This is a genomic window from Sorangium sp. So ce726 (genome assembly GCF_051521405.1).
Classification (GTDB): Bacteria; Myxococcota_A; Polyangia; order Polyangiales; family Polyangiaceae; genus Sorangium.
Window position 1 is genome coordinate 9,009,324 of record NZ_CP150349.1, and the last position, 20,390, is coordinate 9,029,713.

Below are 20,390 nucleotides of genomic sequence, written 5' to 3' on the forward strand. Positions count from 1 at the left end.
CGGACCCGCGAGAAAGGTCTCCGCCACGGAAAGGCGGCGGCCCATTGAAGCTCGGGAGTGCGCGCCCAGTTGACGATCCTCCCAGGGCTCACCGCCCCTGAACCGCGGCGGCCCCATCGCCCCCACCCCCTCGTCGCCGCCGACAAGAAGCGCCCTCACTCCGCCGCATAGCGAGCGCCTCCCGCTCTCGCGCCACCTCACTGGCTCCCCCTCCCCTCCCCGCCTATCCTGCCCTCATGGCCGCGCCGACCCCGCTCCGCCTCGCCTGGGCGACCGACGTCCACCTCAACTTCCTCTCCCGCGAGGAACTCACCGCCTTCTGCTCCACCCTCGCCGCCACCGCCTCCGATGCGGTCCTCTTCACCGGCGACATCGCCGAAGCCGCGAGCCTCCGCCCCCTCCTCGAGACCGTCGCCCAGGCCATCGAGCGCCCGCTCTACTTCGTCCTCGGCAACCACGATTTCTACCGCGGGAGCATCGCCGCCGTGCGCACGATGGCCGCCGAGCTCTCGGTCACCTCCCCCTGGCTCAGGTGGCTCCCGTCGATCCCCCATGTCGAGCTCGGCCCGGACACCGCCCTCGTCGGCCACGACGGCTGGGCCGACGCCCGCCTCGGCGATTACGAGAGATCGCCCGTCATGCTCAACGATTACGTGCTCATCCAGGAGCTCGCCTCCCTTGGCCGGCGCCGCCGGAAAGAGGCCCTGCACCGCCTCGGGGACGAGGCCGCAGAATACCTGCGCCGCGTCCTGCCCTTGGCCCTCGAGCGGTACCGGCGCGTCATCGTCGCGACGCACGTCCCCCCATTCAAGGAGGCTTGCTGGCACGAAGGCCAGATCTCCAACGACGATTGGCTCCCTCATTTCACCTGCAAGGCCACAGGCGAGGTGATCCGCGAGGCCGCTGTGCGGCACCCGGAGCGGCGGATCGAGGTGCTGTGCGGCCACACCCACGGCGCCGGCGTGGCGGAGATCCTCCCGAACCTCATCGTGCACACCGGCGGCGCCGAGTACGGTGAGCCCGCGGTGCAAGGTGTCATCGCGACCACGTAGGCCACCATCGCGCCGCGCGCCCCGGCTCCACGCCGCCCCACCGCGCTCGCGGGCGTCCATCCCACAGACCTTCCGGCCCCGACACGATGTATCCTGCGCGCCACGACCTCCGCCGACCTCGGCAGAACGGTGACCCATGCCGACGAACGACCCCGATAGCCAGCTCGATGAGCTCCTTCGCGCGCTCGACGCAAATCCTCGCGCCACCGACGTCTTCTATCCCAGGCAGGTGAACGCGAGCCCGCCCGCCGGCGCGACGGACTACGATATCCCCGTTGCCCCCGGGGTGACGCTCGGCGCGCGCTGGCACCTGTCCGACCCGGGCAATCCGACCGTGCTCGCGTTCCACGGCAATGGCGAGACCGTGCCCGACTACGACGACATCGCCGAGGGCTGGCAGGACATCGGGCTCAACCTCTTCATGGTCGATTACCGCGGCTACGGATGGAGCGGCGGGCAGCCGACGATGCGCTCGCTCTGTGAAGACCCCGTGAAGGTCTCCGACTTCTTCCAGCGCGAGCTCGCCGAGAAGAGCCGCGCCGCAGGCCTCGACCGGCCGCCGGTGCCGCTGCTCTTCGGCCGCTCGCTCGGCAGCTCCCCGGCGTCGCGCATCGCCGCGCACCGCGGCGACGCGTACCGCGCGCTCCTCCTCGAGAGCGGGTTCAGCGACGTCCGGCACCTGCTCGCCCTCTTCGAGATCGACCTCGGCGATCTGCGCGACGAGGCGCACCGCAACTTCTCGAACCCGGAGCTCCTGAGGAACGTCGAGATCCCGGTCCTCGTCCTGCACGGCGCGCGCGACACGCTGCTCCCGCCGGACCACGCCCGCGAGAACCATGCTGCCGTCCGCCACGAGAGGAAAGCCCTGCACCTCATCGACGGCGCCGGGCACAACGATGTCCTCCTCTTCGCGTCCGCCTATTTCGGAGCGATACGGGCCTTCCTGCAGAAGCACTGAGCGAGAGCACCGAGCGGCGCTCGCCCGCTACACCTCGAACAGCAGAAACGACTTCCCCGTCAGCTTCCTGAGCAGCGGCATCGCCACGTTGTAAACCGGAGTCCCGTTCGACATGTGCCCCTCGAGCGTCCCGTGGTGCGCGTGGCCGTGGAAGACCACGTCGGCGCCGTACAGATCGATCGGCGCTGCAAGGCGGCTCGTCCCAAGGAACGGCCTTATCTCCACGTTTTCGCCGACGGTCGTCTCGAGGATCGGCGTGTAATGCATGATCACGATCTTCTTCTCGCTGTCGAGCTGGGACAGCGCCGCCTCGAGCTTCAGCGCCTCGGTCACGGCCTCCTGCACGAAAGCCTTGAGCGGGCCCTCGCCGAACGCCTGAAGCGTCGCGCTCCCGAACCCGCCCATGAAGCCCTTCACGCCGGCAACCCCGATGTCGTCGCGCAAGATCAGGTGATCCCCGTCGAGCACCTCGACGCCCGCGTCGCCCAGGAGCTTCGCGATCTCGGCGCCTGCCCCCCGGTCGAGATCGTGGTTGCCGAGCACGGCAGCGCACGGCATCGACAGCCCGGCGAGCGCGTCGGCCAGCACCTTCGCCTCCTCGGGATGGCCGCGATCGGTGAGATCGCCGCATAGCACGAGCAGCTCCGCCTCCGCGTTCACCGCCTTCACGAGCTCGCGCATCCGGGCGCCGTGCTCCGGCCGGCAGTGCAGATCCGAGGACGCCGCGATGCGGCGCTTGCCCGGCTCCCCGTTCCCTCCAGCGACGGTGGTGCTCATGATCCCGGCTTGCGGACCCGCGCCGCCTCGACCTCCACCCCCGGCCCCTCCGCGCCGCACGGAGCCCCGTCGCGGCCCGGTTTCCCCTTGCCGAGGCGAGGCCGCCCCGCCGCAGACCGCCGGCGCTTCCGGCACAGCGCCCCCCGTGCCGCCTCGGGCGCGGCCCCAGGGGGCCCCACCACGAGCCCGAGCTTCTCGTAATCGTGCGCGTACTGCCGCCTGCTGATCAGGTTCCCCCGGCAGACCCGGAGCGGCGCGTCGCCGGCCCGCATCTGCTCCAGCGTGCGCCGGCAGAGCTCGTCGATGAGCCACCCGGGCACCCGGCTCCGCGCGCCCGGATAGACGAAGCGGTACAGCGTCAGGTGCGCGAACAGGACCTCCCAGTAGGGACCGAACCGGGCGAGGAGCCTCTCCCAGTCCATCTCGTCCCCACACGCGTAGATGAGGTGGTTCACGTCGGCGCCGTCGTACCGCTCCCGCTCGTCCACGAACGCCTTCGTGAAGATGATCTCCTCCACCGGCGCGATCAGGCAAGAGTGCCCCAGGATCGTGGCCGGACGCGCGTGCTCGAACCAGCCGCCATCCACCACGGCCAGGCCGTTGCTCGACGAGAAGATGAGATCGATGAAGCGATCGCCCGCGTAGGCCTTCCCGATCCACCGCGGATCGATGAGCTCCGTCGCGAAGCCGGCCCGCTCAAGCGCCCTGAACGCCGCCGGCACCTCCCGCTCGTCCAGCATCACGTCGAGATCCTTCGTGTCCCGGAAAATGCCCGTGTACGCGAAGAAGGCATACGCCCCCGCCACCATGAACGGCACGCCGGCGCAGAGGAGGGCGTCCATCGCCCTCACCCTCACCTCCAGCTCGCCCGCGCGGGAGAGCTGGCCGGCGGGGTCGTCGAAGGCCGGAGGAGCGAGCGCCGCGCGCTCGCCTGCCCGCGTCGCCCGGGCTGAAAGCGCGTGCTCCGCGTCGCCTGCGACAGGGGATCCGCTGCGGACCATCCCCCTCTGCGTAATGAACAGGACGTGCGATGGCGACCCCCCTCCACCCTCACGCGCCCGGAACATGCGCGGAACATACGTGCACCACGTGCACCACGTGGACCACGCCGGAACGACGCGAACGAAGGAAGAGAAGCGGGCTCGTCCTCGCTGACCATTGCACGACGTGGCGGGTCTGGCTCAAGCTCGCCTGCCGGGACCGCTCGGCGCGCCCCGAGCCGGCTGGCGACGAGCCGCCGCCCCCGACGCTCGAAGAGGAGGCACATCCGTGAACACCGCCATCGCGACGATCAATCCAGCGACCGGAGAGACGATCGAGACGTTCGAACCCCTCTCGTCAGCGGCGCTGGAGCAGAAGGTGGCGCGCGCGCACGCCGCGTTCCGCAGCTTCCGGCAGACCCCGGTCGCCGAGCGGGCCCAGAAGCTGCGCCGGGCAGCCGACATCCTGGACGGCGAGAAGGAGCAGCTCGGGCAGCTCATGACGCTCGAGATGGGGAAGACCATCGGCTCCGCCATCGCCGAGGCCCAGAAGTGCGCGACCGCGTGCCGCTACTACGCCGACAACGCCGAGCGCCTGCTCGCCCCCGAAGAGGTCGCCACCGACGCGGGCAAGAGCTACGTGGCCTTCCACCCGCTCGGCGTGGTGCTCGCCATCATGCCGTGGAACTTCCCGTTCTGGCAGGTCTTCCGCTTCGCCGCGCCGGCGCTCGTCGCCGGCAACGTCGGCCTCCTCAAGCACGCCTCGAACGTCCCCCGCTGCGCGATCGTGATCGAGGACATCCTCCGCCGGGCCGGCTTCCCGGAAGGGGTCTTCCAGGCGCTGCTCACCGGGACCGACGTCGTGCCGCGCCTCCTCGCCGACCCGCGCATCGCGGCCGCGACGCTCACCGGCAGCGAGAACGCGGGGCGCAGCGTCGGCGCCCACGCCGGAAAGCACCTCAAGAAGGTGGTGCTCGAGCTCGGCGGCAGCGATCCGTTCATCGTCATGCCGAGCGCCGACCTCAACGCCGCCGTGGGGACCGCGATCCGGGCGCGCATCATCAACAACGGCCAGTCCTGCATCGCGGCGAAGCGCTTCATCGTGCACGAGTCGATCGCGCCCGAGTTCGAGCAGCGCTTCGTCGCGACCATGCGGCGCCTACGGGTCGGCGATCCGATGGATCCGTCGGTCGACGTCGGGCCGCTGGCGACGCCGCAGATCGCCGCCGAGCTCGAGGAGCAGGTGCGGGCGTCGGTGGCCGCGGGCGCGCTCCTCCTCACCGGAGGCAAGCGGCTGAGGGGGCCGGGCAACTACTTCCCGCCGACCGTGCTCACCGACGTCCAGCGCCCCTCCCCCGCCGCCGACGACGAGCTCTTCGGCCCGGTCGCGGCGGTCTTCCGCGCCACCGACCTCGACGAGGCCATCCAGATGGCGAACTCCACCCGGTTCGGCCTCGGCGCGAGCGCCTGGACCCGCGACGCCGATGAGCGAGAGCGCCTCATCAACGAGCTCGATGCCGGCCAGGTGTTCGTCAACGGGATGGTCGTGTCCGATCCCCGGCTGCCGTTCGGTGGCATCAAGATGTCCGGCTACGGCCGCGAGCTGTCGTCGTACGGCCTGCGCGAGTTCGTGAACGTCAAGACCGTCTGGATCGCCAAGGACGAACGGCCGAGGGGCTTGCCGGCATCCGAGTAATCCGAGCAACGGCGCGACCGAAGGACGGCGAGATCGAGCGACCGAGCGATCGCTGAGTGAGCGCTCGCCAGCCGTCCGGCCGCCGCCGCTTCCCCGGCGTCCTGCGACGGGCGATGATGGCGACCATGTCGCTCCCCGGCTTCACCGAAACGCAGTTCTCGCACGACGGCGTGGCGCGGGTGGTCTACCGCCGCGGCGCGGGCCCGGGTGTCGTCGTCATGCACGAGATCCCGGGCATCACCCCGTCGGTCGCGGCGTTCGCCGAGCGCGTGGCGGACGCCGGCTTCACCGTCTTCGTGCCGCACCTCTTCGGGACGCCCGGCAAGCCGGACACGCCCCTCTACATCGTCGAGCAGCTGGCCCGCGCCTGCGTCAGCCGCGAGTTCCACGTGCTCGCGTCCAGGCAGGCGAGCCCGATCACCGACTGGCTGCGCGCGCTCTGCCGCGCCGTCCACGCGGAGCTCGGGGGCAAGGGCGTCGGCGCGATCGGCATGTGCCTGACGGGCAACTTCGCGCTGGCGCTGATGGTCGACCCCGCCATCGCGGCGCCCGTGCTGAGCCAGCCGTCGCTGCCCTTCCCGCTCTCGCGCGAGCGCCGCGCCGGGCTCCACCTCTCCGACGACGGCCTCCGCGCCGTCAAGGAGCGCGTCGCCGCCGGCACCCCGGTGCTCGGGCTCCGCTTCACCCACGATCCGATGTGCCCGAAGGAGCGGTTCGACCGGCTCCGCGCCGAGCTCGGCGACGGCTTCGAGGGGATCGAGATCGACTCGTCCGCAGGCAACCCCCATGGGATCCCGCGCGCCGCCCATTCGGTCCTGACGCGCGATCTGGTCGACCGCGAGGGCCACCCGACGCGCGAGGCGCTCTCGCGCGTCCTCGCCTTCTTCCGCGAGCGACTCCACCCCTGACCGCCCGCAACGGAAGGCAACGGAAGGCAGGCGACCTGGTCAGGATCCTGCTAGCTGGTCAATCGGCCACCGCGAACCGATCGATTCGCATGCACCAAGCGGCCTGAGCTGAGATTGGCCGGTCGTGACGCTTTGTGATGCTGGTGCCTGACATCACCGGACGTGACCGCATGTAAACCCCATGTAACCGTGGTACCGCATGCGCCTGAACCAGGACTGAGCCAGAACTGAGCCAGAACTCAACCAGAACTGAGGACAGAGCGCCCAAACCGGAACGTCACGCGACGATGCACAGCCGGTTGCGTCTTCGTGAATGTCGACTTACCGTCATTCATTGTGTCGGACGATCCGGCCGTGGCCGCTCTGCTGAGCGAGTACCCCCCTGCAGCGCAACAGCTGACCTTGCGCGTGCGCAAGCTGCTCCTCCGCATCATTCCCGACGTCCACGAGCACGTCTATCCAGGCTGGCGGCTCATCAGCTTCCGAATGGGCAGCGGCGACCAACACAAGATCTGCTGGCTCGCCCCGCAGCGCTTCGGCGTGACCCTCGGCTTCGAGCGCGGCGCCGAGCTGCCGGATCCGAACGGCCTGCTCACCGGCGAAGCCAAGCAGGCCAGGAACCTCCATATCCGCTCTGCCAAGGACGTGGACGTCGCAGCGATCGCCGCGCTGGTCGCGGCCGCCGTCGCGCTCCACCGGGACCGGTGATGATCGCGCGGAGCGCCGCGGCGCGAGGGCCGCGGGCTCCGCCGCGGCTCAGCGGCGCCCGTGGACGACCCGCCCGCCCGTCTTGCCGAGCGCGTACGAGAACCCGAGCTCCAGCGTGGAGCGGGTGACGATCGCCCCGAGATCGAGCCCCTGCTCCACCATGAGCCGCGCCGCCTCGGGCGAGATCCCGACGAGCACCACCTCGGCCCCGAGCAGCCCGGCGGCGCGCGCCGCCTGCGCGAGGTGGTTCGCCGCGCTCGCGTCGACCACCGCCATGCCGGTGACGTCGATGATCACGACGCGCGCCTGGTGCTCGGAGATCTCGTTCAGCATCGCCTCGATGAAGCGGCCGGAGCGGTGCGTGTCCAGCGCGCCGACGATCGGCATGACGAGGACGCCGCGCGCGATCGGCACCACCGGGCTCGACATCGCGGCGATCGTCTCGAGGAGCGCCTCCTGGCGGCTGCTCAGCGCCTCGAGCGCCCTCGTCCGCTCCTTGATCCGCGACAGGAGCCGCGCGTTCTCGATCACGACGGCGGCCACCGCGGCCACGCGCTCGATGAGCGCCAGGTCGGTCGCCGAGCACGCGCCGGGCTGCGGGCTGGCCAGGACGAGGACCCCGAGGACAGTCTCCCGGGAGAGCAGCGGCACGCCGACCAGCGTGCGCGCGCCGCGCCGGCGCGCCTCGGCGACGTCGCCGAAGTGCTGGTACTCGCTCGACGCGGTGTCGATGACGAGCGAGCAGCACGAGCTCATCACCCGGCCCACCAGCGAGTCGTCCGCGACGGGCGCGCGCTCGTCGTCGACGAGGCTCTCGCGCTGGGACATGCCGATCACCAGGAAATCGAGCGCGCGCTCGTGCCCCCACGCGCCCAGCCTGCGGTTCGCGATCCTGCGAGCGGAGCTCGAGGCGAGGTGATCCGAGAGGGCGCTCGAGAAGGGCGTGCGCTCGAGGGTCACGAGGTCGACCCCCGTGTCGAGGCAGCGCGACGCCGGCAGATCCGCGAGGGCCTTCGGGACGCCGCGCGTGACCATCTCGTAGAGCGCCTGCACGCCGCGGTACCCCATGTCGTACTCGCGCTGCACGATCGCCGCGTGGATCACGCCGTCCTGGAGCATCGCGACCGTCGAGGTGACGAGATCGAAGGCGACCACCTTGAGATCGCCGGATCGCCCGAGCGTCATCGACGCAAGCCCCAGGCTGGGGCCGTTCTCGCTGCACACACCCAGGGCGCCGGCGAGGCCGGGGTTCGACCGCACCGCGTCGACGGCGAGCGCCATCGCGCGCTCCGCGTCGAACTGGTTCTCCGAGAGCGAGGCCACGCGGACCGACGAGCCGGCGATCGCCTCGCGGAACCCCTCGATGCGCCCCTGGGCGTTCGGCACGGCGAAGGACTCCGCCTGGATGGTGATCTCGCCTCCCTGCGGCATGAGCCGCAGCATCGCCTCGCCCGCGATCCTCCCCGCGGCCCGGTTGTCGGTCCCGACGTAGAGCAACGACCGGCTGCCCGGGGCGGCCGGCGTGTCGATCGTGATGACCGGGATACCCGCCTCCATCGCGCGGTCGATGGCCGGCTCGAGCGCCACGGGGTCGATGGGCGCGATCGCGATCCCGTCCACCCGCCGGCGGATCCCTTCCTGGAGGAGCGCCTCCTGAGCCGCGGCGCCGGCGGACATGACGCTCCTGAACTCGACCCCGACCCGCAGATCACGCCCCGCCGCCAGCGCGCCGTCCCGCAGGTTGTTCCAGTACGCCGTCAGCGGCCGGCGAGGAGCCTTGTAGACGCGGATCATCGGCTGACCTCGCACGCCGCTCGCGTCGTGGGATCCGCGCCACCCATCGGCGACGCGCCCCTCGCCCCCAGCATCCTCCAGGATGGCGAGGTCGATCGCGCTCCAGCGCGGGCCGGTCTGCACGCTCCGGATCCCGTCCGCGAGCGTCTCGATGAGCTCGAGGAGATCGACCGACTCGGCGACGGAGCTCAGCACCTCCTCCAGCAGGCGCAGCTCCTGGGCGCTCTGCGACTTCTCCTCGAAGAGGCCGCGCCGCTCGAGCGCAGCGCCCGCGCTCGCCGCGACCGACTCCACGAGCGCGCGGCGCGGGCCCGAGAGCGGCGCCGCGTCCGGCTGCTCCAGGGCGAGGTAGGCGCCCGGCGCGCCGAACATGGGCACCGGGACGACGTGGACGTCGACGCCGTCGAGCGGCCAGCCAGGCGCTGCCGCGAGCTCGGGCAGGTGCGCCCGGTACCACGCGGCAGCGGGGACGAGGCACGGGCCGTGCGCCGCGTCGGGGGCCGCGACGGGGCCGAACGGAGCCGACGCGCTGAGCGCCCCGCCGTCGGACGGCATGTTCACCTGGCCCGGCATGAGGCCGTCGAGCCCGACGATCGCTCTGTAGGAGAGGCGCCGGCCGCTGCGAATCAGCAGGCTCCCGCGACGCGCGCCGGGGAGGCCTTCCATGGCTCGTCGCACAAGGTCGTGGAGGGTCGAGAAAACGTCCAGTCCGGTAGTCATGCAGATCCGTTCAGCCGCTCGCTCGGTCGCTCGCATGCGCAGGACGCATGCGAGCACATGCTCGTAGCAGGCGTGAGCGGGCTCGTGCTTGTCAAGCAGAGACGATGAGACCACCGTAAGACCACGAGGAGCTCGCACCCGCATGAAGCTCGCCTCTCTCCGCGGCCCCGGCCGCGATGGCACGCTCGTCGTCGTCCGCCGTGACGGCCTTGCCTACACGCCCGTAGGCGAGGCCTTCCCCACACTCCAGGCCGCGCTGGACGACTGGGAGCGCGCCGAGCCCGCGCTCCGCCGCATCGCGGCCGACGTCGAGTTCGGCGAAGCGGCCGTGACGCCGCTGGTCGCGGAAGAGCTCGCTGCGCCGCTTCCGCGCGCCTACGAGTGGATCGACGGCTCGGCGTACATCCACCACATCGTGCTCGTGCGCAAGGCGCGCGGCGCCGAGCCTCCCGAGACGCTGACGACCGATCCGCTTGTGTACCAGGGCGGCTCCGGTGTTCTCCTCGGCCCGACCGACGACATCGTCCTGCACGACGAGGCCTGGGGCCTCGATTTCGAGGCCGAGGTCTGCGTCGTCCTCGGCGACACCCCGCAGGGCACGCGCCGCGAAGAGGCCCACCGGCACATCCGCCTCTTCCTGCTGGCCAACGACGTGACGCTGCGCAATCTCGTGCCCGCCGAGCTCGCGAAGGGCTTCGGGTTCTTCTGCTCCAAGCCCGCCACCGCGTTCTCGCCGTTCGCGATCACGCCCGACGAGCTCGGCGATTCGCTCCGCGACGGGCGCGTCCACCTGCGGCTCCGCTCGACCTACAACGGCGCGCTCATCGGCGATCCCGAGGCCGGCCCGGAGATGCACTTCTCGTTCTTCGATCTCATCGCGCACATCGCGAGGACGCGCAGCCTCACGGCGGGGACCCTCCTCGGCAGCGGCACCGTCTCCAACGAGGACGCGGCGCGCGGCGTGTCTTGCCTCGCCGAGCGGCGCATGCTCGAGATCCTCTCGGACGGGGCGGCCAGGACGCCGTTCATGAAGCCAGGAGACACGATCATGATCGAGATGCTGAATCGCGCGGGAGAGAGCCTGTTCGGGCGCATCGCGCAGCGGGTGGTCGCCAGATGAGCGCCGCGGTGAAGGGGCTCGCGCTCTACGGCTACTGGCGCAGCTCGTGCAGCTGGCGCGCGCGCATCGCCCTGGCCCACAAGGGCATCGAGCACGCGTACCGGCCGGTGAACCTCCTCCGGGACGGCGGCGAGCAGCTCCGCGACGACTACCGGGCCAAGAACCCGATGGCGCAGGTGCCCCTGCTCGAGTTCGAGCAGGGCGGCGCCGTCCGGCGTGTGTCCCAGTCGGTGGCCATCATCGAGCTGCTCGAGGACCTCTTCCCCGCGCCGCCGCTCCTGCCCGCAGATCCGTACCTGCGCGCCAAGGCGCGGCAGCTCGTGGAGATGATCAACTCCGGCACGCAGCCGATGCAGAACACCGCCACCCTGAAGTACGTGAGGGACGAGCTCGGCGGCGATGAGAAGGCCTTTGGCCGGCGCTTCATCGCCGCGGGCCTCGCCGCGTTCCAGGCGGCGGCGAGCGAGGTCTCCGGGCGGTTCTGCGTCGGCGACCAGGTCACCGTGGCGGACGTGTTCCTCGTGCCCCAGCTCTACAACGCGCGGCGCTACGAGGTCGACCTCGCGCCGCTCTCGACCCTCACGCGCATCGAGGCCGCGTGCATGGATCTGCCCGCGTTCCAGGCCGCCCACGCCGACCGCCAGGTCGACGCGGTCGCCTAGCTCGCCCCTGCGTTACCCCCTCGCGACGGAGGACCCGGATGGCCAAGGTGGAGTCGATCGGCATCAAGCGGGTGGAGGCGCTGCACTACTACGTGCGCGACCTGGAGCGGAGCCGCAGGTTCTACACGGAGCGGCTCGACTTCGCGGAGATCGCCGCGAGCTCGCCGGAGCTGACGGCGGCGGCGGCGCAGCGCTCGGTCGTCTTCCAGGCCGGCGAGTGTGTCGTCGTCTGCTCGCAGCCCGCCGGCGAGGGGGGGCGGGCGTGGCGCTACCTGCGCAAGCACCCCGACGGCGTGGGCACGGTCATCTTCGAGGTGGAGGACATCGACCGCGCCTTCCGGTTGCTCGACGGCCGCGGGGGCACGCCGATCGACGAGGTCCACCGGGTGACGGAGGCAGGCGGCACCTTCGCCTCGTTCTCGATCACGACGCCGTTCGGCGACACCACCTTCCGCTTCGTGGAGCGGCGCGGCTACCCCGCGCTGTTCCCCGGCTGCGCGGCCTACGACGCGCCGCGCGGCGGCGCGAACCGCTTCGGGATCGCCCGGTTCGATCACATCACCTCGAACTTCCAGACGATGGCGCCCGCCCTGCTCTGGATGGAGCACGTGCTCGGGCTCGAGCCGTTCTGGCAGATCGCCTTCCACACGAACGACGTCGCGAAGGACACAGACCACGGCTCCGGCCTGCGCTCGGCCGTGATGTGGGACCCGGCCTCGGGCGTGAAGTTCGCGAACAACGAGCCCTACCGGCCGCACTTCAAGAGCTCGCAGATCAACGTCTTCCACGAGGAGCACCGCGGCGACGGCGTGCAGCACGTGGCGCTCGCCGTGGAGGACATCCTCGCCGCCGTGCGCGCGATGCGCGCGCGGGGTGTGGAGTTCATGCCGACCCCGGCCGCCTATTACGACATGCTGCCCGAGCGCCTGCAGCGGCTCGGCATCGGGCAGATCGACGAGGACGTGGCGGAGCTGCGCGAGCTCGAGGTGCTTGTCGACGGCGACGGCGCGAGGTCGTACCTCCTCCAGATCTTCCTGAAGGAGTCGTCGGGCACGCACCGCGATCCCGAGGCCGGGCCGTTCTTCTTCGAGCTCATCCAGCGGAAGGGGGACCGCGGCTTCGGCGCCGGCAATTTCCGGGCGCTGTTCGAGAGCATCGAGCGGCAGCAGAAGGTGGGGGGGCGCGGCTGATGCTCGATCGCGTCATCGCCGGGATCGTCCCGCCCAAGCACCACACCGCCCTCCGGAGCGAGGCGGGGGATCTCCGCTACGAGGAGTGCCTCACGCGGGCGGGCTTCGACGGCCCGTACACGATCGCCTACCACGAGCGCCGGCCGCATGAGCACCGGATCGCGGAGGCCGCGCACGGCTTCGCGCTGCCGGTCGCCGCGCCGGCGCGCCCGCTGGCGAAGCGGCACTACCGGTCCCAGGATCTGCCGCGGCGGGGCGGGCCCGCGATCGACTGCCGCGTGCCGCTGCTCTTCAACGACGACGTGGTGATCGGGCTCGTCCAGCCGGACGCGGCCGATCCGGTGTACTTCGCGAACGCGGACGCCGACGAGCTGTTCTTCATCTTCCACGGGGGCGGCGTCCTGCGCACGATGCTCGGCGATCTCCGCTTCGAGCAGGACGACTACGTCGTCATCCCGAAGGGGCTCTTCCACCGCTTCCTCCCGGACGCCGTGCCCCAGCGGTGGCTCTCGATCGAGGCTGCGGACATCCACCTCCCGCGCAAGTGGCGCAACGAGGTCGGCCAGCTGCGGATGGACGCGCCGTACTCGCACCGCGATTTCCGGCGGCCCACGTTCGTCGGCCCCCTCGACGAGGGCATCCGCGCGCTCGTCGTGAAGCGCGGCGGCGCCTTCCACGGCTTCGCCCTCGAGCGCTCGCCGCTCGATGTCGTCGGCTGGGACGGGGCGGTGTACCCGTTCGCGTTCCCGATCCAGCGCTTCCAGGCGCGCGTCGGGCTCGTCCACCTGCCTCCCGACTGGCACGGGACGTTCGCCGCGCGCGGCGCCCTCGTCTGCAGCTTCGTGCCGCGCCCGACCGACTTCCACCCGGAGGCGATCCCCTGCCCGTACCCCCACTCGTCGGTCGATTGCGACGAGTTCCTGTTCTACTGCCGCGGCAACTTCACCTCGCGCCGCGGCGTCGGCCCCGGCAGCATCTCGCACCATCCGGCCGGCGTCCCGCACGGGCCGCACCCCGGCGCGTACGAGGCGAGCCTCGGCGCCCGCGAGACGAGCGAGCTCGCGGTCATGCTCGACACGATCCGCCCGCTCTCGGCCACCGCGGCCGCGCTCGCGGTGGAGGACCCGGGCTACCAGGACAGCTTCATCGCGAGCCCCTAGCGGGGTCGGGCGACGGGAGGCTTCCGTCAGGGTTCTGGGGCTGGGGCTTGTTGAAGCAGGCGGTCGTGCACTCGTTGAAGCGCTGCGACTCCTCGAAATCGATCCCGTTCAGCCCGTTGCAGGACATGCCGACGATGCAGCCGGCGTTGCACAGGATCTGCCCGACGCATTCGTCGGGGTCGGTCGAGAACGGGAATCCCAGCCCGCACGCCATGAAGGTGTCGTTGGCGTCCTCGCAGAGGGAGCGGAAGAGGGAGACGCCGCAGCCACGGAGGCTCTCTCGCTGGTCGTCGCAGCGGTCGAACAGGTACTTCTCGTCCTTGCATTCGAGCTCGTCCTCGACGCACGTCACGTAGTCGTCGAAGGAGCCGGTGCAGCTCGCCTTCACCGCGGCCGCCCGCGCGATCTCCGCCTTGTCGACGCACTCGAGGTACCTCGCCTCGCTGCAGCCGGAGCAGTCGCAGATGCGGTCGCAGGCGCGCTCCTCGGGCGAGGGGCAGCCGGCGGATACGAGCGCGCCGCCGGCGGCGGCCAGGAAGAGGAGCACCCAGTGGGTGCGCGGCGGGCGGCGCTTGGGGGCGAGCACGATGACCTCCTCCCCCTACTTTATTTCATTTCGGCATCTTGCCGAGCCGCTCGAGCAGCGCGCGCACGAGGAGCGGCCACGCAACCGTGGCGTCCGCGTACACCTCGGCGAAGCGCCCGCCCTCCTGCGGCGGGGTGAACTTCCCCCAGCTCACGCCCTCGGAGTAGGTGCAGCCGGACAGGCCGCCCCAGTGAACGGGCTCGGGGCAGATGCGGACGCCGTACTGGAACCGCGGGTGATCGACCTCGATGTCCAGGCGGTCGCCGACGATGTCGTAGAACGGCGCGACCTGCTGGGCCCAGTTGCGCGGCACGCCGCCGCCGATGGTGAAGATGCCGAGGCGCTTCTTCTTGCGGACCAGGCGGGCGTAGCTCAGCAGGTCGAGGAACGGATTGTACGGCGGCGGCACGGCCTCGCGCCACACGTCGAAGCCGGGCTTGTCGCCGTGCTGCGCCTTCACCTTGCGCAGCATCCACGTCGCCACGTCGAGGCCCATCTCGCTGTCGGTGAAGGCCGGCACGTACACGGGTACGTCGCGGAGGTACGCGCTCCGGAGCACGCCCGGCGAGTCGCCCATGTCCGCGAGCGCCTTGCCGAGCTGGCGGCAGATGATCTCGCTCGACCAGGGAGAGCCGGGGTCCAGCTTGTCGAGCTCCTTCCGGACGAAGACCTCGATCGCGTTGAGGTTCTTCTCCATCTCGAGCGTGTCGTAGACGCGGTTGTACCCCTTCTCGAAGTACGTCTCGTCGGAGATGCCCGGGTTCGCCTTGTAATGGGTCAGGCCGACCGCCTCGCTCAGCCCGTGCGCCATGAGCGCCCCTGTGCTGATGATGCAGTCGATCATGCCGGCCTCGATCATCCGGACGATGACGACGCCCATCTTGGCGACCGTCATCGCGCCGGAGAACGTCGCCACGACGAGGCAGTCCTCGTCGCGCACCATCGCCTCGAGCACGTCGCACGCCTCGCCGAGCGCGCGGCCGCTGAACGCGGTCCTGCTCATCGCGCGGAGCAGATCGTCGAACGAATCAATCTTCAGCGGGTCGAGCGCGGCGAGCGGGACGAGCTGGTCTTCGACGCCGTCGCCGAGCTGGCGGTGCGAGGAACGAGGATGCTTCGGAGAGGACATAGGGCGCGACATATACCCGCGCGGGGGGTGAGCCGTCGAGCGCGAAGCTCGCAGCGAGAGCGGCAAACTCAGGGCCGGACGGGCAGCGAGCACGCGAGGCGGCGCGCCGGTCTGTCCGCCGGTCTGCCCGCTGGTCTGCCCTCCGTTCCGCCGAGCTTCCCTGCGCCTTGGCCGATCCCGCGATCGCCGCCTTCGGCGCGCCGGGCTGCGAGATCGGCGCGAACGAACGCGAGCTGGCTCGCGCCGGGCTGGCCGTCGGTCCGCCGCTCCAGATCGATCAGCGCGGCGATCTTCGCCACGCAAACGTCACGACCTGACACACGGACGTCATACACAGCCGTGCTCGCGGGCGCGCGGTGGCCATCGACCGTCGCGAACGCGCTCGCGCGATCGAGCAGGAAGCGCGCGCCGGGCGGGCGCGCGGCGCACGCCGGCATGCGGGTGAGCTCGGTGCGGACATTCGGGACGATCTCCCAGCCGTCGAGCGGCAGGAGCGGCGGGGCCTTCGCGGTCGCTCCTTGCGCCGTCGTCGCCGCGAGCGGGATCGGCACCGTCCGGCCGAGCGTCAGGCCGCGGAAGCTGAGCAAGAGCGGCACGCCAGCGCTCGTCGGCTGCCCCAGCGCGGGCTCGCCGAGGTTCGCGAGCGAGGCGATCGACCGCGGGGCCTCGCCGGAGGACCACGCGACAAGCGACGCGCCGCGGAGCCACGCGACGGGGCCATCCGGCGCCTCGCTGAAGGCGACCTCCGCCTCGGGCATCAGCTCTTGCGGCACCTCGGCGACCTCGGCGCCGCGGCCCGGCCTCACCTGGATCAGCACGTCGCGGCCCGAGGCGCGCACCCCGAACAGGATCCGGCCGCCGGACGCCGCGAACCGGGCGAGGATCGCGTCCCGGCCGACGCCCTCGGGCGCCGGGCCCGTCCACGAGCGGACCCTGGCCTGGAGCTCGGTCGGGTCGAGCCAGCGCAGCGTCCAGGTCGCCCGCGGCGCAGCGGAGGCGCCGCGCGCCTGGTGATCGGCGCCGGCGCCTTTGGCAGCAGCGCCGTCGGGCGAGCGCACCTCGAGCGCGGCGACGGTGGAGAGCTGGCCCCAGCGCCTGGCGCTCACCGACGAGACGCGCCGCTGGCCGTCCGGTCCGGGCTTCGCGTCGCGGGCGAGCAGCGTGAGCGCCTCCTGGGTGCTGCGCGGCGGCGGCACGCCCGCCGGCGAGAGCGGCGGCCCCGGCTGTGTCGTGCAGGCGAGCGCGCGCTCCGGCAACGCCGGCGCCGGCGGCGGGCGGAGCGGCAGGAGCGGCGCGGCGCCGAGCGCAGGGCCGCCGGACGCCGCTCCCTGCGCGGGCAGCGGCGGCCCCCAGCCGACGCGGAGGTGGGTCGAGATCCTCAGGCCGACCTCGTTCACGGCCAGCATCCCGGGCTCGGCGAGCAGGTCGCCACTCTGGGCGATCTCCTCTGCGGCCTGGGGTGGGACCTCGATGGGCGACCACGTGCGGCCGGCGTCATCCGACGCGAGCACCTTCCCTTCCCCGACGGCGATCCCGCGGCCAGCGTGGACCACGGCGTGCGCGGCGCCGGCGAGGCGAGCCCGCGAGGCCTCGCCGCCCGGGGAAAGGACGACGGCGGTGAGGTCTCCGGCCTCGTCGGCCACCACGAACGACAGCGCGCCGTCCTGCCCCTCCTCGATGGGGCTGACCACGTTGACGTCGTCGCCCCCGCCGCGCAGCCAGCCGAGCGGGAGCAGCGGAGCTTCCCTGCCGCCGGCGTCGATCACCGCGACGTGGGCGCCGGGCGCGGCGCCCTCGCGGCCGTCGCCGCCGCGCGGCGCGGGCTCGTCGCGGGGCGCGACGTCGCTGTCCCAGAGCCCGCGCAGGATCGCGATCCGGCCGTCGGCGAGCGCGCCGGCGCCGCGCCAGCGGACGTCCGTGCCCGGGCGGAGCGTGCTCCACCGGCCGCTCGGCTGTCGCACGCACACGCTGCCCTCGTCGTCCGCGTCGCACGGCGCGAGCAGCAGGGCGCCGCCGCTCGGGGACACGCGGAGCTCCGCCTCGCCGCTCCGCACGAGGACGGGGGGCTCGCTGCCGAGCGGGCGGTCGGGCTTGATCTGGAGCACGCCGAACGGATCGTGGCGGCCGTCCGGCCCGCCTTCGCCGAGCGCGCAGGCCACCCACGCCGCTCGCCCCGCGCGGCCGACGCCGCAGACGTTCAGCCAGTCGCCGCGGCCGAAGGGGGCGACCTCTTGGAGCGCGCCGGTGGCGAGATCCACGCGGGCGAGGACGCCGTGGCTCGCCGTGATCGCGGTGGACGTCCACGCCGCGCCGCTCGAGATCGCCGCCTCGAGCGGGTGGCGCCCCGTCGCGCGGATCCAGCGGAGCAGCGGCGCGCCTGGGCCGGGCTCGGGCGCCTCGACGGCGGGCCCGAGCCGCGCCTCGGCAACCAGGATCCGCGCCTCGCGCCGCCCGGACGACGAGGCCCTGCCCTGCGTCACGGCGATCAGCTCGCCGTCGCGCAGACGGACGTCGGCGACGCGGAGCAGCGCGGCGGGGTCGGCGTCCTCGCCGTCGCCACCTGGCGACGGCGTGACGGGGCGCCACGACGCGCCGCCGTCGGCCGTGACCGCGAGCCCTGCCGCCTCGAAGAGCCCGGCGCCGTGCCGCGCGTCGCGGAACGCGAGGGCGCGCAGCGGCAGAGCGGGCAAGCCCGGCAGGGCGCGCGGCTGTCCCGTCTCGATGTCGAGGAAGATCGGGGAGTCTGCGATGACGTCCCAGACGGCGACGACGGCAGGCCCGCTTCCGATGTGCTGGAGGTCCGTCTCCGACCGGGCGAGGACCGCGGGCGCGCCGAGCGGGTCATCGAACCGGTAGACACCGTGGACTCCGCGCCCGACGAGCCGCGGGCCGGTTGCGGACGGAACCAGCACAAGCTCGATCAGGGGCTCGGGGCACGCCGCGGTCTCCGGCCGTGCCGCGCCGTCGGCCCCGACGAGGACGCGCTGACCGCCGACCAGCGCGATCGTGCCGCCGGCGACCCGCGGCCCGATCGTGGTCGCGCCGCTCGCGTCGACCCAGCGGGCGGGCACGGGCGCGGGCGGCGGGGGGAGCGCCGCCGCGGGCGCGCCGCGCTCTTGCGGTGCGGCTCGGGGCGGCACGCCGCCGCAGCGGGCGAGCGCGAGCGCAGCGAGGAGCGCGGCCGCGCGCCGCGACCGGCGCGGTGCCGCTGCGAGGCGGGGAGCGCCCGCCGCTCTGGACTGCATCATCGGGGTTGAGCCTACCGTGATTCGCTGGTCGCCGCGGCGCCGTGACGGGCCGCAGGCGCCGCCCTGCGCCCGCCAGAGGTGCGGTGTCCATGGCGGTACACGGAGGCAGCGGCGGTACACAGAGGCAGCGACCGCGACAGGGACGCAGCGACCACGACAGCAAGGCTCAGTGGACGGCCGAGACCTCGGGGACCGGCGCGGTCTCGTCTGCCAGCGCAGCCGCCCTGTGGGCGAGGAGAGCCATGAGCCCCCTGGCGCCGACCACGGCATGGTCGGACACGCAGTTGTTGAAGATCGCATGGACCTGCTCTGCCTCCTGGGAGAGCCGCGCGACGGTCTCCGCCCAGGGAGCGAGCTCCACAGGATCGTAAACGTACCTGAACTTCTCGTTCACGCCGACGGGCGCGTCCCAGGTCTCCTCGCGCCGGCCGTGGAAGCGCACCACAGCGAGGCGAGGATCGGCGACGAGGGCGGTGGGAGGCATGCTGTTCTCCTTGCCCTGCGGCTCGTCGACGATGACGTAGAATGCGCCGAGATCTCGGAGGAGGTCCACGACGCGCTCGATGCGTCCGGGCATGCCCCATGACCCGTGCCGGAGCTCGACGGCAAACGGGAGCCCGTCCATGCGTCTGCGGCAATCCTCGATGACACGCACGTTGCCGCGCGTCGCCGTGAACCACGGAGGGAACTGGAAGAGCACGTACCCTAGCTTGCCCGCCTGGCGCAGCGGATCGAGCGCCAGCCGGAAGCGCTCCCAGAGCGCGTCTCTGACCTCGGCCGGCAGGTCTGCCGGGTAGAGGCGCCGCCGGTCGAAGAGCGAGGCTGGCAGCGCGCCCTGGACGTCCGGGGGAAGGCGGGCGGGCTCCACGGGGTGCTGGGTGAGCGGCGCGAACGCCTTCATGTTGAACACGAAATCAGGCGGAGTCCGCTCGACCCACTGCGCGACCATCCCCGGACCCGGGAGGGCGTAATAGCTCGAGTTGACCTCGACCACGGGGAACTGGGACGCGTAGAACTTCAGCCGTTGTGCCGGGCTCGACACGCCCTTCGGGTAGAATCTATGGCTCTTCACCAGGGTCGGGTCCGTCCACCCGGCGGTCCCGGTGAGGACGTTGTCGATGCGGGCGGGCACAGGCGCGCACGCCGCGAGGGCTGCGGCGCGCGCGAGCCGCTGCTCCTCCTGGTGAAGAGCCTCCTGTGAAGGCGACCGCGGCGGGTCGCGCAGGGCTTCTTCGTGCATGTCGGGAGCAACCTAAGGCCTCTTTGCGGTGATGGAACCGCTCGCCCTGAGATACGGCGACAGGTGCTCATTGCATCTCACGAAGGTCCTCTCTCCAGCCGTGCGCATACGCTCCCGCTCGCTCGCCACGCTCCACGCGACGAGCGCCCGGATTGCCAGACCGGCCGCGCGATCCGCTCGGCGAGCGCCTTTCGGGCGACCTGCAGCCGGCCAGCTGTTGTGACCGGGTTCAGTTCACGTCACGCCCCCGTTGCCGTAGCGGGGCATGCACGGCTGCTCCGTGTAAGTCTTCAGGCACACCACAAGGCCGTCCTCCGGCAACGGAAGCGCTCTCTGGCCACTCAACGGTGCCCGAGCGACGTCGCTTTGGAACACCGCACTCCTGTCGTGCGCACCAGCCCGTGCTCGCTCGTCAAGATCGGTACATTCCCCTCGACACCGGGCGATGTTCACGCGTCCTGC

Annotated in this window: 16 protein-coding genes; 9 read left to right on the forward strand and 7 right to left on the reverse strand. The window is 71.9% G+C overall.

The genetic code is table 11. The annotated features are described in order from the left end of the window. Positions 1-236: 236 nt before the first annotated feature. Together WME79_RS33335 and WME79_RS33340 are read left to right on the forward strand one after the other, a co-directional pair. Entirely contained in the window at positions 237-1,052 is an 816-nt protein-coding gene (locus tag WME79_RS33335) for a metallophosphoesterase family protein (protein WP_437523045.1), read from the forward strand. A 136-nt stretch (positions 1,053-1,188) separates the two neighbouring features. Next, positions 1,189-2,010, forward strand: a complete 822-nt coding sequence (locus tag WME79_RS33340; RefSeq protein ID WP_437523047.1) for an alpha/beta hydrolase — start codon at positions 1,189-1,191, stop codon at positions 2,008-2,010. 27 nt (positions 2,011-2,037) lie between these two features. Here WME79_RS33340 and WME79_RS33345 read toward each other — a convergent pair whose 3' ends face one another. Further along, the gene (locus tag WME79_RS33345) at positions 2,038-2,787 is read right to left on the reverse strand and encodes a metallophosphoesterase family protein (RefSeq protein WP_437523049.1); all 750 of its coding nucleotides are present in this window, start codon (positions 2,785-2,787) and stop codon (positions 2,038-2,040) included. After that, the gene (locus tag WME79_RS33350; protein WP_437523051.1) at positions 2,784-3,788 is read right to left on the reverse strand and encodes a hypothetical protein; all 1,005 of its coding nucleotides are present in this window, start codon (positions 3,786-3,788) and stop codon (positions 2,784-2,786) included. Before WME79_RS33350 ends, WME79_RS33345 begins: the two co-directional genes overlap by 4 nt. 268 nt (positions 3,789-4,056) lie before the next feature. Here WME79_RS33350 and WME79_RS33355 point away from each other — a divergent pair, with 268 nt between their 5' ends. The 3 genes from WME79_RS33355 (at position 4,057) to WME79_RS33365 (ending at position 7,079) form a co-directional block, all read left to right on the forward strand. After that, positions 4,057-5,463: an NAD-dependent succinate-semialdehyde dehydrogenase gene (locus tag WME79_RS33355; protein WP_437523052.1), complete on the forward strand. Its 1,407-nt coding sequence runs from the start codon at positions 4,057-4,059 to the stop codon at positions 5,461-5,463. A 125-nt stretch (positions 5,464-5,588) separates the two neighbouring features. Further along, the gene (locus tag WME79_RS33360; RefSeq protein ID WP_437539991.1) at positions 5,589-6,371 is read left to right on the forward strand and encodes a dienelactone hydrolase family protein; all 783 of its coding nucleotides are present in this window, start codon (positions 5,589-5,591) and stop codon (positions 6,369-6,371) included. Positions 6,372-6,725: 354 nt separating this feature from the next. Then, on the forward strand, positions 6,726-7,079 hold the full coding sequence (locus WME79_RS33365) for a DUF1801 domain-containing protein (protein WP_437523053.1): 354 nt from the start codon (positions 6,726-6,728) through the stop codon (positions 7,077-7,079). Between the two features lie 48 nt (positions 7,080-7,127). On the opposite strand, the gene WME79_RS33370 is transcribed toward WME79_RS33365, so the two are convergent. Then, positions 7,128-9,539 (reverse strand): substrate-binding domain-containing protein, encoded by a 2,412-nt coding sequence (locus WME79_RS33370; protein ID WP_437523055.1) that lies wholly within the window; start codon positions 9,537-9,539, stop codon positions 7,128-7,130. 196 nt (positions 9,540-9,735) lie between these two features. Here WME79_RS33370 and WME79_RS33375 point away from each other — a divergent pair, with 196 nt between their 5' ends. Genes WME79_RS33375 through WME79_RS33390 form a run of 4 tightly spaced genes read left to right on the forward strand, consistent with a single transcriptional unit; the run spans position 9,736 to position 13,725 of the window. Continuing rightward, entirely contained in the window at positions 9,736-10,713 is a 978-nt protein-coding gene (locus WME79_RS33375) for a fumarylacetoacetate hydrolase family protein (protein ID WP_437523057.1), read from the forward strand. Next, complete coding sequence (gene maiA / locus WME79_RS33380; protein ID WP_437523058.1) at positions 10,710-11,375, forward strand: maleylacetoacetate isomerase; 666 nt, start codon at positions 10,710-10,712, stop codon at positions 11,373-11,375. Before WME79_RS33375 ends, maiA begins: the two co-directional genes overlap by 4 nt. 38 nt (positions 11,376-11,413) lie before the next feature. Continuing rightward, complete coding sequence (locus WME79_RS33385) at positions 11,414-12,565, forward strand: 4-hydroxyphenylpyruvate dioxygenase family protein (protein ID WP_437523060.1); 1,152 nt, start codon at positions 11,414-11,416, stop codon at positions 12,563-12,565. Further along, positions 12,565-13,725 (forward strand): homogentisate 1,2-dioxygenase, encoded by a 1,161-nt coding sequence (locus WME79_RS33390; protein WP_437523062.1) that lies wholly within the window; start codon positions 12,565-12,567, stop codon positions 13,723-13,725. Before WME79_RS33385 ends, WME79_RS33390 begins: the two co-directional genes overlap by 1 nt. Here the strand turns inward: WME79_RS33390 and WME79_RS33395 are convergent. From WME79_RS33395 to WME79_RS33410, 4 genes are all read right to left on the reverse strand, one after another. Beyond that, on the reverse strand, positions 13,709-14,311 hold the full coding sequence (locus WME79_RS33395; protein WP_437523064.1) for a hypothetical protein: 603 nt from the start codon (positions 14,309-14,311) through the stop codon (positions 13,709-13,711). The two genes, WME79_RS33390 and WME79_RS33395, sit on opposite strands and share 17 nt — an antisense overlap. Positions 14,312-14,336: 25 nt before the next feature. Then, complete coding sequence (locus tag WME79_RS33400; protein ID WP_437523066.1) at positions 14,337-15,440, reverse strand: deoxyhypusine synthase family protein; 1,104 nt, start codon at positions 15,438-15,440, stop codon at positions 14,337-14,339. A 68-nt stretch (positions 15,441-15,508) separates the two neighbouring features. Continuing rightward, entirely contained in the window at positions 15,509-18,688 is a 3,180-nt protein-coding gene (locus WME79_RS33405; protein WP_437523067.1) for a hypothetical protein, read from the reverse strand. A gap of 166 nt (positions 18,689-18,854) precedes the next feature. Then, positions 18,855-19,928 carry a DUF72 domain-containing protein gene (locus WME79_RS33410; protein ID WP_437523069.1) on the reverse strand — a complete coding sequence of 358 codons (1,074 nt, stop codon included), beginning with the start codon at positions 19,926-19,928 and terminating at the stop codon, positions 18,855-18,857. Positions 19,929-20,390 lie beyond the last annotated feature (462 nt).

What these genes read in the sequence shown, in the direction of transcription:
- WME79_RS33345 (WP_437523049.1), bottom strand. Translation starts at nt 2,787, where the DNA reads ATGAGCACCACCGTCGCTGGAGGGAACGGGGAGCCGGGCAAGCGCCGC.
- WME79_RS33405 (WP_437523067.1), bottom strand. Translation starts at nt 18,688, where the DNA reads ATGATGCAGTCCAGAGCGGCGGGCGCTCCCCGCCTCGCAGCGGCACCG.
- WME79_RS33335 (WP_437523045.1), top strand. Translation starts at nt 237, where the DNA reads ATGGCCGCGCCGACCCCGCTCCGCCTCGCCTGGGCGACCGACGTCCAC.
- WME79_RS33410 (WP_437523069.1), bottom strand. Translation starts at nt 19,928, where the DNA reads ATGCACGAAGAAGCCCTGCGCGACCCGCCGCGGTCGCCTTCACAGGAG.
- maiA (WP_437523058.1), top strand. Translation starts at nt 10,710, where the DNA reads ATGAGCGCCGCGGTGAAGGGGCTCGCGCTCTACGGCTACTGGCGCAGC.
- WME79_RS33370 (WP_437523055.1), bottom strand. Translation starts at nt 9,539, where the DNA reads ATGGAAGGCCTCCCCGGCGCGCGTCGCGGGAGCCTGCTGATTCGCAGC.
- WME79_RS33400 (WP_437523066.1), bottom strand. Translation starts at nt 15,440, where the DNA reads ATGTCCTCTCCGAAGCATCCTCGTTCCTCGCACCGCCAGCTCGGCGAC.
- WME79_RS33390 (WP_437523062.1), top strand. Translation starts at nt 12,565, where the DNA reads ATGCTCGATCGCGTCATCGCCGGGATCGTCCCGCCCAAGCACCACACC.
- WME79_RS33350 (WP_437523051.1), bottom strand. Translation starts at nt 3,788, where the DNA reads ATGGTCCGCAGCGGATCCCCTGTCGCAGGCGACGCGGAGCACGCGCTT.
- WME79_RS33360 (WP_437539991.1), top strand. Translation starts at nt 5,589, where the DNA reads ATGTCGCTCCCCGGCTTCACCGAAACGCAGTTCTCGCACGACGGCGTG.
- WME79_RS33340 (WP_437523047.1), top strand. Translation starts at nt 1,189, where the DNA reads ATGCCGACGAACGACCCCGATAGCCAGCTCGATGAGCTCCTTCGCGCG.
- WME79_RS33385 (WP_437523060.1), top strand. Translation starts at nt 11,414, where the DNA reads ATGGCCAAGGTGGAGTCGATCGGCATCAAGCGGGTGGAGGCGCTGCAC.
- WME79_RS33375 (WP_437523057.1), top strand. Translation starts at nt 9,736, where the DNA reads ATGAAGCTCGCCTCTCTCCGCGGCCCCGGCCGCGATGGCACGCTCGTC.